The organism is Escherichia sp. 20412-1 (assembly GCF_003027595.1).
Classification (GTDB): Bacteria; Pseudomonadota; Gammaproteobacteria; order Enterobacterales; family Enterobacteriaceae; genus Escherichia; species Escherichia marmotae.
Map to the genome: position 1 here is coordinate 1 of NZ_PYQM01000010.1, position 12,892 is coordinate 12,892.

Genomic DNA, 12,892 nt, shown 5'->3' on the forward strand with positions numbered 1-12,892 from the left:
AATGTTCTGCGGGGTTCTGCGGATAATGTTTTCTGTTCCATAACAGGTGTCCACTAGTTGAAAAAGTGGGCACCTACGTTACCAATACTGGCTTAATGGCTACATACGGCGGTCAGTTTACGCTTACGATGTTTGTTGCTTTATACACACCAATACATGCAGGCGCTCACAGTGATATTCTGTTAATTATCACTCCCTGACGTTCCCCTTGATTGTGCGGCAATCGGCTCGCCACCAGCGGCATTCTCATTTTTTACAGACGTCAACATTTTCCTTATTAATCCATTAAATCGTCGTGACCGTTACGGCTGTTTAGGTGCCAAAGCTGAAAGTTCTGCTTTGAGTTCTGCACTTAATGCCGGGTCCAGCAAAATGTTTTCCAGTTCTTTACGGAACATCTGGTTATTCAGAAGGTTCGCTTTTAAATCACGAAGTAAATTACGCATGGAAAGCATGGCTTTTAGCTGAGGTATTTGTCGGGATACCTGTTCCGGGGAGAAATCCTTTATGCTCTGAAATGTCAACCTGATGCTGTCTTCGCTACCGTCATCAGCAAGTGTGTTATTAACGATAAGATTTACTTTTTGGGAATAGTCTGAAAGGACTGCATCAAAATTATTTTTGTTAAGATTAACTTTTTTACGCTCAGATAATGGCGCGGATTCCTGACCATTACTAAAATCACCCGCAACCAGTAACTTCAGGGGTAATTCTGTTTTTTTACTCGCCCCCCCCTGTATGCAGTTCTAATTTCAGATTAATACGAGCCTTTGGTATCTCCCGCTGGAAACTGTCACTCATAATCCCCTCACGCAATTCAGTTAAAGTCAAATTAATCATAATACTTCTTTAACCGGATACTAAGGCAATGGCGAAATCAAAAAAACAATACAGATCAATATATTGAGAATAAAAAACAATGGGAATGTTGCCAAACAATAAAAATAAGCACAGCGATATCAAGCAATTAAAAACGTCTTTATAAATATTCCTAATTGTATTTTTATTATGTGCTTTTATTTTTTCCTTACCCACACAACCTGTTAACAGACAGGCGGTACATCGTGCGAAACGTTGACTTACCTGGCTTCATACTACTGGCAAAGTTATTCTGATAGCCCCGCTTACTTTGCCTTACTGATTCATAAGTATTCACCGCCATCCTTATCCAACACTCAGACCATCCCAGTTTCTACAGGCCTCACCATTGGCGGAAGAGATTTTATTTTAGGTAAGCGCAAATTTGCATTACAGCATATTCAGGCCTACACCCGAATAGCCTGATTAACCATAAAATATTGACGCAGCGCAGCATATTGACTATTCCTTGAACTTATATTCATACATTGTAATAGCACAGTAAATGTAGGATCTTATGCATAACGGAGTATTTATGACTTTTAAGCGTTTGGTTGTTATTACCGCTATATCCTGTATGTATACCGGATTTGCATTTGCAACGAATGTCTCGTTGAATCCTGCCCAGGTAGAACATCTGAATAACGTCATTCATCGTGAGGTAAAAGGGAAGAATGACCGTAATTTTGCCTATACAAACTGGACTGAAGCTCAACGCGTAGCCGAATTTATTTGCCGACCATTGGCACTGAAAGAACTACAGAAGCAGTACACCGACGTAGATAAGGTTATTCTCGATCAGGGAAAACATAATATGCAGCGCCTGGTCTCACCTGCGCTCCTGACGGGCAATGGTCAGTACCGTCGGGGGATTAACTGGACGACTTTTCACTACGCATGTGAACTGTCAGTGAAAACCGGAGAGGCTATAGGGTTCAGATTGTTGAACAACAAAACCCTGACCATGGCTCCGGGACCCGTTATTCGTCCCGGGAGGCTAAGCCAGTGAAAAATATTCTTACCGCATTTCTCATCATCACTCTCCCGGCGTTCTCTGCCACGGCGGCCAGTTTTGATTGTCGGCAGTCCCACAGTGCGGATGAAAAAGCAATTTGTTCATCACATAGCCTGAATGATTTGGACGTGGAGTTGAGTGTTAAATATCAATTCCTTCATGGACTTTACGCGATGGGAGCCGCCGGGGAACTGCATGACTCACAGGTACTGTGGCTGGCTGAACGACGCCGGTGTGGTAGCGATACAACCTGCCTGAGAAAAGCATACAAACAGCGATTAAAAACTTTAAACCATCTTTATGACGCGATTAATAAACCACTCTGAATCTGAAGTGGGCTGTTGGTTGCCGGAGGTGCCTTCCTGCGAGGCACCTCCTTACCAGCGAGTATGGCGCAAAAGGGCCTGATGTTTGATTCTTTTACCGGCCCATTTTGGTATAAAATGATTATTTATTAATAAGTTAAATTATCATCCAATGATAGCGATGTCGCCATACTTGAGCAGATTAGCATTCAGGGAAGGTATTGATTCGCAGAGTTCCCTCCTACCCCCGCCTAAACTCCAGTCGCTGCACATTCACCATTCCTGGCTTCTCACCTGCGCTGACATCAATTTGTGTCACCCGCAGCGCATACTTTTCATCCAGCGCGTTTAACCAGTTCAGCAGGTCATTAAACACCACAGGATCTATCCAGACCTGGATATTCTCCCCACGCTCGGCTATCCGCTTAATGACCACAGAATGCGCGGAAGCACTGTCACTGATGACCCGCGATACCTGTGCAGGCGTTGTCGTGGCGGATTTTCGCGCTGCGATAATATCCGGTGCGGCGCGTTTCAGTCGGGTGTTCATCACCTCCAGTTGCTGCAACATCGTCTCCTGTTGCTCTATCCGTTCGCTCAACGGCTGCCAGATGAGGACGTAATATCCGGCGCTAAACAGGAACGCCGCCGCGGCCAGTAACATGCCCTTTTCGCGCGGCGAACGCCCCGCCAGGTGTTGTGCCAGCCAGTATTCGCCACGGCTTAACTGGCGCTCACGCCATTGCTGAAAATAGTGAATCAATTTATCGCGTAACATGTTATTTCCTCCGCAACGTTACGCCGCCGGAAACCGCATCACCCTCTTTCTGTAACGCGTCCTGTTGCACAACATAATCTGCCGCCAGTGCGCTACGCAGTTTGTCGAAACTGGCAAAGCTCGCTGCCCGCAACTGAAGGTGGAGCGTCTGGCGTTTTTGATCAAAGGTGAAACCACGCATCTCAATGTCGGAAAGTGACGCCGATTTCAGGGTGCTGGCGATCGCTGACAACTCGGCAAGTAGCCTGGTATCGTCAGTCTGTGGGCGATATTTTTTCATCGCCATCGTCACCTGAGAGCGCAAATTCACAATCCGCTTCTGCTCCGGGAACAACGTTAAGAACTGTTTCTCTGCCTGGGCGCGGCTTTGCGCCACCTGTTCGCTGACGCTCCATAATGTCACGCCCCGTTCCACTGCCAGCGCAACCAGAATCAGCAATACAGGCAGAACCATCACCCGCCAGCGCGCCCACTGTTTTCGGTAGCTGACGCGAGGTTGCCACTGCCCTGTCAGCAGGTTTCCTTCTGGTTCACCGCAGGTGGTAATAGCGGGCAGAGACGTGATCGTCAGGCGTCCGGCGTCTGCGCCAGCCCATGCAGATAGCTCTTCCGGTGCAATGCCGACCACGGTTAACGAAAGCGGTGATTCCTGCTCATTGAGCTGTGTGCGGAACATGACCGGAGCCAGCGCCCACCCGGCACTCCATCCCCGACATTCATCGATGCGGCAGATAACCCGTTGCGCATCGCCAGCCATAGAGCCACAAGGAATGGACATCCAGTCCGGCGCGACGGTAGCGCGGGTGATGCCGTTTGCCTGCAACCACTGCGCAATGTTGCGCATATGCTGTTGGTGAATCACTGCTACGGTTGCCAGTTGCTGGTCGATTTTCAACGGCGCAAAATGCAGTTCATCAATATCCTGGTTCAGCTCTTCTTCCAGTAAGGCGGGCAGAATAGTCGGTATCTGCTTACGGGGAACATCAGGCAGTTCAACCTGCCAGATGCTGATCCATTCGCCGGGAATGTAGAGCCGAATCGTATCAGTTTGCAGCCATTGCTGAAGCTGTTCGTCGGCAATGTCAGGCCAGATGCCGTGCTCCACGTCGGCGGAACGGCGCTGCCAACAAATGGAGTCAGAGGCGCAAAGCGGGAAAAAAATCTCAAGCATGGAACTCACTCACTTTCTCCTGTCTGATGCCAGAGAACCGAAAAGTGTTGTGGCCCCATGCGGACAATTAACGAATTCATCGTCAGTTCAATCTCATTCACGGTGATATCTGAACGCAGCCAGAAGTAGTTGCTGTCCACGCTCAGGACGGTTTTTAGCTGTTTTTTTGTACGCTCATCGACGTCAGCGAGTAGCGGCTGTGCAAGAAACTGATCGACATCTTCCCAGCCCTTCGCCGGACGTTGTTGTAATAATGCCCGCGCCTGAACAGGGCTTAACCACGGGTCGAACAGCGCCTCAAGAATCACGCTTTGCGCGACCTCTAAGGTGTTGATGTTGATTTGTTGGTGGGTCATCGGTAGCGCACAGACCAGCGGTTTGAGTTTTTGATAAAGTCCGGCGTCCATTCCCTGCACCACACGCATTTCGCTGATATCCGCCAGCGGTTGATTCGCGGCGTAGAACGGCACCGAGCGGGCGAGATACTCACTGTCTTCACGACCCAGCCGCGTTTGCACGCTGCGATCTTCGTCAATAAACTCCCACAGACTTTCGGCTATCAGCTCAGCCCGATAAGCAGGCACATCGAGACGCGTGATCAAGGCAATCAACTGTTGCACCGCAAGCGGACGCGTCGCCGTCGTCGACTGTGCGAGAGCATTCAGATTAAAGCAGGCCTGTGCGTCACGCAGGGTGACGGCAATTTGCCCCTGCGGCAGTGGGAAAAAACGGGGGCCGGAAGCCCACGGCTGTGCCAGATACACGCGTTGTTCATTTTTCAGGCTCAGGCTGAGCGCGCTCAGCGCCAGGCTTTCTGCACTGGCGCTGTACCACAATGCCTGCTGGTACTCCTGCTGGCTGCGCGTTCGCCCAAGTTGTTGCTGCATCCGCCCGGAAAGTGTGATGGTTACCAGCATTATGACCGCCAGCAATACCAGCACCACGACCAGTGCCATTCCGCGTTTTGGTGGTGAGGTGATCATGATAATTGCGGCCCGCGTAACAACCAGATGCGTTCAATCTCGCCCCATTGCGGCGAATGCAGAGTCATGCGCACCGCCACAGGGATCGCCTGCCCTGACGACCAACTCGCCTGCCAGCGCGTGCCGTCGTAGAACTGCAAACGGAGCGAATCCGCCGGAATTAATTTTTGCGTTGTTGGCTTCACGCTGCCCGCTGCATCGGTCAGCGGCCAGGCTAACCGTTCAAGGTAACCGTCATGAATGCGGTAACCGACAGTGAGCAGATTACTGCGCGGCAGGCGCATCAACGGATTAACCACGCCGCCACGCACAAAGCGCATCCCTTCACTCTCAGACGCCAGCACGCCTGCACCCGCCAGTAACGCCGGTTCCCTCTGGCCCTGCTCGCCTCTTACCAGACGCGGCATCATTTGGGTCAGATCATGGGTCAGAAAACTCATCGTTTGCTGCATGAGGTTGAGTTTTTGATCGTGCTCCGCGACGGCGCTATTCACGCGCGTGACACCGTTTGTCACCTGCTGCGCCATCAATGCCAGCGAGGCAAAAATGGCAATTGCCACCAGCATTTCCAGTAACGTAAAACCAGGGCGAATCCTTTTCACTGTTGGCCTCCCACGGCGCTAAACCAGGCGCGCCGTGACTGAACCACCGGCGAAAAGTCTTCGTGAAGGCTGACTTCAATATCCACCGCCTGGAGCAACGCGTTGCCTGTATTCAGTGGGATCGTTCGCCAGTACCAGCGGTTTCCTGCCATGTCGCTCTCGCCCTGATGCCTGACCGCCCGCTGTTCGCGGGTCATCAGGTAGAGCAGTGCGATCTGGTTTTCGGCCACCCAGCCCGCTACCGTTTTCTCCTCAAGAACCTGCTGATTGTTTAGCGCGCCGCTGGCGATCTGTAATACCGCCGTGGCAGCCAGCGCAAAAATCGCCAGTGCGATCATCACTTCCAGCAACGTAAATCCGCGCTTCATGGCATCCTCTCATCACATTGACTGAGAGATAACGCGCCATCGTGCGCCAGTTTCACCGCCTGGCATTCGTTTTGCGCCGCAGAATAAAAGCGCAGCGTAAACGGTGTGGCAGGTTCAAAAGGCGAGAAGCGGATTTGCGGTGTCTTCTTTTTCGCCTCTTTTTGCAGCTCCAGTTCAATATCATGCAGCGTCAGGCGACGACGTTGCAGCTCCAGCGCATACTCCTTCTGCCAGATATCACTGCCGGGTTGTAACAGCATCTGCACCTGTTTCGGCACCGTAACCTGTGCCGATAACCGGGGCGCGGAAACGGGCAACCACTGCCCCTGACGACGCTGCATAAACTGGTAGCCAGGCGGGTCGATTAGCACACCGAGTGTTTGCCCTTCGATCACTGCCTTGTCCTTAAACTGCGCAAAGCGAGTCAGAAAATCCTGCGCCGCTTTTTTCGCAGGCGATTCAGAATCGGTCGCAAAAGTCTGTACCACGCCTGCACTGGCAAGGCCGATCAGGAAAATCACCAGCATGATTTCCAGAAGAGTGAATCCGCGTCCAGGCACTGATTACTGAAACTCCTGTAAATTCCAGTTACCGATATCTGCGGCAGCCCCTTCTCCGTTTTCCTGACCATCCGCCCCTAAGGTGTAAACATCAAACATCCCTTTTTCACCCGGGCTGAGATACTGATAATCATTGCCCCACGGATCTTTTGGTAGCCGTTTAATGTACCCACCGGTACGGTAGTTGCGGGAATCTGCCATATTGGCCGGTTGCTGGATCAGCGCCTCAAGCCCCTGCTCGGTGGTTGGATAACGCCCGTTATCCAGCCGGTACATGTCCAGCGCGTTTTCCAGCGCCACGATATCGCTGATGGCTTTTTGCCTGTCCGCTTTCTCTTTGTTGCCCAGCAGGTTAGGCACCACCAGACTTGCCAGGACGCCAAGAATAACAATCACCACCATCACTTCCAGTAGGGTAAAACCTGCCCGTGGTTTTTGCGCGCGGGATAACGAATTCATGTGATAACTCCGTAAATTACATTCCAACCATATTGTTCAGTTGCAGCATCGGCTCGAGGATGGCGATGACGATAAACAGCACCACGCCCGCCATCATCACCACCAGCGCCGGTTCAAACAGCCCTAACGCCAGCCCCACCTGGGTATCAAACTCCCGTTCCTGGTTGACCGCGGCCTGTTCAAGCATGGTTTCCAGCTCGCCGCTCTGTTCACCAGAGGCGATCATGTACAACATCATCGGCGGGAACAGGCGCAGATCCGCCAGCGCGGCGCGCAGACTGCTTCCTTCGCGGACGCGATCTGCCGCCAGTAGCAGTTGCTGCTCAACATAGCGATTTGCCGACACGGCGGCAGCGGTCTGAATGCCTTCCAGCAGCGGAACACTGCTGGCGGTGAGGATGCTTAAAGTGCGGGAAAAACGCGCCGTATTCAACCCGCGAGCAACCCGCCCCGTCACGGGCAAGCGCAGCAAAGTTTTATCCCAGCGCAGCCGCATAGTCGGCTTTTTGAGTAGCCGTTGCCCCAGCACCAGAAGCCCCAGCAATCCCGCCAGCCAATAAACGCCGCTGGCTTGTAAGGCGTCGCTCATGGCGATAAGGGTGCGGGTGGAGGCGGGCAGCGCGTGTCCGAGGTGATCGAACTGTTCGATAATTTTCGGCACCACCGCCGTCAGCAAAATAGTGACCACACCCGTTGCCACCACCAACAGCACCAGCGGGTAGAGCATGGCCTGCAGCAGTCGTGATTTCAGGCGCTGGCGCTGTTCGGTGTAATCCGCCAGGCGATTGAGCACCACATCGAGATGCCCGGATTTTTCTCCGGCAGCCACCATCGAACAAAACAGGGAATCAAAGACGCGGGGGTGTTCGCGCAGGCTGTCCGACAGGGTGTACCCCTCCTGAATCCGGCTGCGCAGCGCCATTCCCAGACTTTTCACATGCAGTTTTTCGCTTTGCTCACTGACCGCCTGTAAGCAGGTTTCCAGCGGCATTGCTGCCTGAACCAACGTTGCCAGTTGGCGGGTGAACAGCGCCAGATCTGCCGCCGCCACACGACGATGTGCGTGCCGCCGACGCTGCAACATTCCCCCTGACGAAGCATTCAGCCGGGCTTCAATGTGCACGGGAATGAGGTCTTTAGCGCGCAACAACTGGCGGGCATGACGCGCGGAATCCGCCTCAATCATGCCTTTGGTTTTGCGGCCATTACGCTGTAGTGCCTGATAGTAAAACAGTGCCATTACGCCTCCATCGTTACCCGCAGCACTTCATCGAGAGAGGTTTCTCCGGCGAGTACTTTCTCAATGCCGTTGCTGCGGATACCCGCAGAGTGTTGCCGGACATAACGTTCCAGCTCCAGTTCCCCGGCCTGACGGTGGATTAAATCACGCAATGTGGCGTCCACCACGATCAGCTCATGGATGGCGGTACGCCCACGAAAACCTTTGTGATTACAGGCGGGACAGCCCTGCGGATGGTACAGAGTGACGGTTCGCGCATCGGTAATCCCCAACAGGCGTTTTTCTTCGTCGGTAGCAGGTGCGGGCTGGCGGCAGTCGGGGCACAGCGTGCGAACCAGTCGCTGCGCCATCACGCCCGTCAGACTGGAAGAGAGCAGGAAAGGCTCTACGCCCATATCCTGCAAACGCGTGATTGCCCCCACCGCCGTGTTGGTATGCAACGTGGAAAGAACCAGGTGCCCCGTAAGCGATGCCTGAACGGCGATTTCTGCGGTTTCGGTATCGCGGATCTCACCGACCATCACCACATCCGGGTCCTGACGCAAAATCGCACGCAGGCCACGGGCGAAGGTCATGCCGACACGGGTGTTGACCTGCGTCTGACCGATCCCTTCAATCATGTATTCGATGGGGTCTTCAACCGTGAGAATGTTGCGCGAGTGGTTGTTCAGCTCCTGCAATCCGGCGTACAGCGTGGTGCTTTTGCCAGAACCCGTCGGCCCCGTCACCAGAAAGATGCCGTGCGGTTTGTGCAGTAGCTGGCGCAACTGCGCGGTCAGTTCATGACTCAGCCCCAGACGCTCCAGCGTCAGGCGGGCCTGGTTTTTGTCCAGCAGTCGCAGCACCACGCGCTCGCCCCAGGCAGAAGGCATGGTGGAGACACGCACGTCAATCGCCCGACCGCCCAGCAGCAGCGCAATACGTCCATCCTGCGGCACGCGCTTTTCGGCAATGTCCAGCCGCGCCATCACCTTGATACGCGACACCAGCAGCGAGGCCAGTTTGCGCCCGGGACGCAGCATTTCATGTAGCGTTCCGTCTACACGAAAACGGATCACCAGACTCTTTTCAAACGTCTCAATGTGGATATCCGAAGCGCCTTCTTTAATTGCCTCTGCCAGCATGGCGTTGATCAGTTTGATGATCGGCGCATCGTCGTCACTTTCCAGCAAATCTTCCGTTTCTGGCAGCTCTTCTGCGAGGGTAAAGAAGTCCTCGGCGGAACCGAGATCTTCCATCAACTGGCGAGCTTCGGAAGAGTCCCGCTGCCAGACCGCATTCAGCCGCTGTTCAAATTCGGCCTCGTCGATTTGCCGCAGCGTAAAGGGCGCGTTCAGCCCCCGTTGCAGCTCCTGCAAAACAGAGAGCGACAACGGATGAACATGGAGGATCTCCAGCGACGCTTCGCACCATGCCACCAGGCTAAACCGACGGCTGAAACTGTAGGGCAGACGCACGGTGTTAGCGGAGGTTTCCTGTGCTACAGGCACCATTAACGCGTTCTCCCGGCATTGAGGAACGCGCGAACTTCCGGCGGTAAGGCCTGGTTTTGCGCTGGTAGTACCGGCTGCGCAGTGTTCGGCATCAGGCTTAAGCCTTGCTCATCGCGATAGATCTGCTCGGCGCGCATATAGTTATATTTGCGCTGCGAAACGCCGTCTGCCGCCATACCGTCACGCAGAATGGTCGGGCGGATAAACACCATCAGATTACGTTTTTCTTTTTTATCTGCCGTGGACTTAAACAGGTTGCCAATCAACGGGATATCGCCCAGCAACGGCACTTTCGCCACGCTTTCTCCCGCCTGGTCGTCCATCAGACCGCCAAGCACAATCAGCTCACCATCGTTAGCCAGCACGGTAGTCTTCAGTTTGCGCTCGCCAAACACCACATCGAGGCTGGTCTGTCCTTCCACCTTCGACACTTCCTGCTCAATCACCATCTGTACCGCGTTACCTTCGTTAATCTGCGGCGTGACTTTCAGCATGATGCCGACTTTTTTCCTTTCTACCGTGTTGAAAGGATTGCTGTTATTGGAGCCAACGGTAGAACCGGTTAATACCGGAACGTCCTGACCCACCATGAAGAAGGCTTCCTGGTTGTCCAGCGTGGTGATGCTCGGCGTAGAAAGGACGTTAGAGCTGGAGTCGTTTTTGACCGCCTGCACCAGCGCCATCCAGTCGCCTTTCACCACGCCAACCGCCGTACCGCTAAAGCCGGAAAGTAGCTGGGCGAGCGTGGAGAGATCGCCGTTGGTGTCCGGGTTAATGGTGGTGGCACCGTTTTCGCTGATCACCGTGGAACCTTTCTGCGGCTTCGCTGCAGAAATCGCCGCCCCCAGCGTACCGATAGGGATCTGCGTGCCGTTGGCAAACTGCATTAATCCGGCATCTTTCGACGCCCACTGCACGCCGAAGTTGATATTGCTGCCTTCGGCAACCTCCACGATCAACGCCTCGACATGCACCTGAGCACGGCGGATATCCAGTTGTTCAATCACGCTTTGCAGCGACTGCATGATGTCCTGCGGCGCGGTCACAATCAGGGCATTACTGTGTTTGCTGGCGGCAATAGAAACAACCTCACGTCCGCTACTGACCGTGCCTTCCGCCTCTTCTTTAGCGGCGGTGAGCGTGCCGCTGACCTGTTTCAGAACATCGACCAGATCTTCCGCTTTGCTGTATTTGAGATAGAACACCTGGCTGTTGCCGCTGCGTTCCATTTCTGAGTCCAGGCGACGGATCAGACGGCGCATTTTGTCTCGCGTAGCGGGATCGCCGCTGACAATGACGCTGTTAGTGCGTTCATCAGCAACAATCTGTGATTTCAGCGTTGCTGGTTGGTTCTCGCCGCTGTTTTTGGTCAAGCTTTCCAGCACGCGGGCAATTTCCGAGGCCGAGGCGTTATCCAGCGGGATTACCTCTTCGGTGCGGTTTCCCGCGTGATCCACGCGCTGAATCACTTCCGTCAGCCGTTCCACAACCGAGGCGCGTCCGGTAAGCATAATCACGTTGGAGGGATCGTAATTAACGACGTTGCCAGAACCCGCGCTGTCGATCATCTGGCGCAGAATCGGTGCCAGTTCGCGTACAGACACATTACGTACCGGCACCACTTTAGTGACCATTTCATCGCCCGCGTAGTTATCGTTACCTTCACCGACCAGCGGCAACGGCTCGACTTTTGCGGCGCTGGATTTCACCACCTTCAGCACGTCGTTTTCCATCGGCACGACGGCATACCCCTGCGCTTCCAGCAGGTTAAGGAATAGCTGGTAATACTGGCGTTCATTGAGCGGGGTCATAGTACGAATACTCACTTTCCCCTGAACGCCCGGCCCCATAATGATGGTTTTATTGAGGTTAGCGCCGACGGTTTCGATAAACGATTTCAGGTCGGTATCTTTAAAATTGGCGGTAAAAGTGGCTTCTTCCGCCCAAACTGGTGAACTGCATAATGCCGCTGCCAGCATCAGCGGCAGTAAACGCTTTTTTGTTTTGAGGCCAGTTGTCTTCTTACGCCAGATCGACAACGTAATATCACGCCAAAACACGATGAATGATTCTCCTGGATTAAATGCGGTTAGCGCAGCGCGATGGAAATGTCGTAGCGCGCACCCTTGCGTAAAACCGTGAGTTGAATGGAATCCATTGAAGGTAACTGTCGCATCAGAGCAATCATTGCTCGTGGATCAGTGAAATCCTGCTGATTTAACGCAATGGCGATATCGCCTTCCTTGAAACCGCTGGCATCGAACAGAGAACGATCTGCCCCCGGTTTCACTGCATAACCGACAATCCCCTCCTTACGCACAGGCGTAAGCTGGATATAGTTAAAAATTTTCTGCGGGTCTTTCGCCAGTGCCTGGCGCACGGCAGCCGGGATCTCAACTGGCGTGCTGGCGGCAGGTTCAGCGGCTGTTTGCTTTGCTTCGTCACTGACGGTTTTTTCATTGGTCACGGCAACGGTGGAACGCTCCTCTTCTGCCAGACTCAGGCGCTCCATTTTTCCCTGATAACGCAGCACCACATGATCGCGATAAATCTCTTCGATCACCGCGTTGTGAGAGTCAAGCCGTTCGCCCAGCAAATAGACCTGCTGTTTGCCGCCTTCTTCAATAACCGCGCCGGGTCTGGCACCAAAGGCGATCCCGCGCAGTACCACGTTAAGACGTGTTTCTGCCACCGGAGCCGGTTCGGGTTGTTTTACCAGTGCAGCAACGGGCTGATATTTGCCAAACCAGTTTTGCTGGCTGATTAATTGCACGTCTTTTTTATCGAACGTTTTTACATCCGCACGGGTCGATTTATTCACCGATGGGGAAATCGCCGTATATTCCGCAGAAAAGGAGATATAGCGCCAGAGTGAATGCGCCATTTTTGCAGAAATAATAAGCAACATCAGCCAGAACATCCCGCGTGCAATTTTGCGCAGATGCTCTTTGTCTGTATTAAGAGATTGTCCCTGGCTAAGAGTGTAACGAATTTTAGTCAGCCATTGATTGAGATAAATTCGTGCGTCACGAAAAACAACCCGCGCCAATTTATATATAC

13 protein-coding genes and 1 pseudogene are annotated in these 12,892 nt (G+C 53.3%); 2 read left to right on the top strand and 12 right to left on the bottom strand.

All coding sequences use genetic code 11. From position 1 onward, the window contains the following. Nucleotides 1-302: 302 nt before the first annotated feature. Nucleotides 303-801, bottom strand: a pseudogene (gene tssB / locus C7B16_RS09285) (type VI secretion system contractile sheath small subunit). A 592-nt stretch (nt 802-1,393) separates the two neighbouring features. On the opposite strand from tssB, the gene C7B16_RS09290 reads away from it, so the two are divergent. Both C7B16_RS09290 and C7B16_RS09295 read left to right on the top strand, forming a co-directional pair. Continuing rightward, nucleotides 1,394-1,867: a hypothetical protein gene (locus C7B16_RS09290; protein WP_000143249.1), complete on the top strand. Its 474-nt coding sequence runs from the start codon at nt 1,394-1,396 to the stop codon at nt 1,865-1,867. After that, a complete protein-coding gene (locus C7B16_RS09295; protein ID WP_000789899.1) occupies nt 1,864-2,199 on the top strand; it encodes a lysozyme inhibitor LprI family protein in 336 nt (111 codons plus the stop codon). Before C7B16_RS09290 ends, C7B16_RS09295 begins: the two co-directional genes overlap by 4 nt. Nucleotides 2,200-2,419: 220 nt before the next feature. On the opposite strand, the gene yghD is transcribed toward C7B16_RS09295, so the two are convergent. Genes yghD through gspC form a run of 11 tightly spaced genes read right to left on the bottom strand, consistent with a single transcriptional unit; the run spans nt 2,420 to nt 12,881 of the window. Further along, nucleotides 2,420-2,956: a GspM family type II secretion system protein YghD gene (yghD, locus tag C7B16_RS09300; RefSeq protein WP_032148100.1), complete on the bottom strand. Its 537-nt coding sequence runs from the start codon at nt 2,954-2,956 to the stop codon at nt 2,420-2,422. Between the two features lies 1 nt (nt 2,957). After that, nucleotides 2,958-4,136, bottom strand: coding sequence for a type II secretion system protein GspL (gene gspL / locus C7B16_RS09305; RefSeq protein ID WP_105269698.1), 1,179 nt, complete (start codon nt 4,134-4,136; stop codon nt 2,958-2,960). Then, on the bottom strand, nt 4,133-5,110 hold the full coding sequence (gspK, locus tag C7B16_RS09310) for a type II secretion system minor pseudopilin GspK (protein WP_000633185.1): 978 nt from the start codon (nt 5,108-5,110) through the stop codon (nt 4,133-4,135). Before gspK ends, gspL begins: the two co-directional genes overlap by 4 nt. Continuing rightward, nucleotides 5,107-5,712: a type II secretion system minor pseudopilin GspJ gene (gene gspJ / locus C7B16_RS09315; protein ID WP_000822464.1), complete on the bottom strand. Its 606-nt coding sequence runs from the start codon at nt 5,710-5,712 to the stop codon at nt 5,107-5,109. Before gspJ ends, gspK begins: the two co-directional genes overlap by 4 nt. Next, on the bottom strand, nt 5,709-6,080 hold the full coding sequence (gspI, locus tag C7B16_RS09320) for a type II secretion system minor pseudopilin GspI (RefSeq protein ID WP_000820075.1): 372 nt from the start codon (nt 6,078-6,080) through the stop codon (nt 5,709-5,711). Before gspI ends, gspJ begins: the two co-directional genes overlap by 4 nt. Next, nucleotides 6,077-6,640 carry a type II secretion system minor pseudopilin GspH gene (gspH, locus tag C7B16_RS09325; RefSeq protein ID WP_001517082.1) on the bottom strand — a complete coding sequence of 188 codons (564 nt, stop codon included), beginning with the start codon at nt 6,638-6,640 and terminating at the stop codon, nt 6,077-6,079. The genes gspI and gspH overlap by 4 nt, the downstream gene beginning before the upstream one ends. A 3-nt stretch (nt 6,641-6,643) precedes the next feature. Next, complete coding sequence (gspG, locus tag C7B16_RS09330) at nt 6,644-7,099, bottom strand: type II secretion system major pseudopilin GspG (RefSeq protein WP_001087280.1); 456 nt, start codon at nt 7,097-7,099, stop codon at nt 6,644-6,646. Between the two features lie 16 nt (nt 7,100-7,115). Then, nucleotides 7,116-8,339 carry a type II secretion system inner membrane protein GspF gene (gene gspF, locus C7B16_RS09335; RefSeq protein ID WP_016262541.1) on the bottom strand — a complete coding sequence of 408 codons (1,224 nt, stop codon included), beginning with the start codon at nt 8,337-8,339 and terminating at the stop codon, nt 7,116-7,118. Next, on the bottom strand, nt 8,339-9,832 hold the full coding sequence (gene gspE / locus C7B16_RS09340) for a type II secretion system ATPase GspE (RefSeq protein ID WP_000249315.1): 1,494 nt from the start codon (nt 9,830-9,832) through the stop codon (nt 8,339-8,341). Before gspE ends, gspF begins: the two co-directional genes overlap by 1 nt. Further along, a complete protein-coding gene (gspD, locus tag C7B16_RS09345) occupies nt 9,832-11,892 on the bottom strand; it encodes a type II secretion system secretin GspD (protein WP_001517085.1) in 2,061 nt (686 codons plus the stop codon). Before gspD ends, gspE begins: the two co-directional genes overlap by 1 nt. Nucleotides 11,893-11,921: 29 nt before the next feature. Beyond that, a complete protein-coding gene (gene gspC / locus C7B16_RS09350) occupies nt 11,922-12,881 on the bottom strand; it encodes a type II secretion system protein GspC (protein WP_000135106.1) in 960 nt (319 codons plus the stop codon). Between the last annotated feature and the right edge of the window lie 11 nt (nt 12,882-12,892).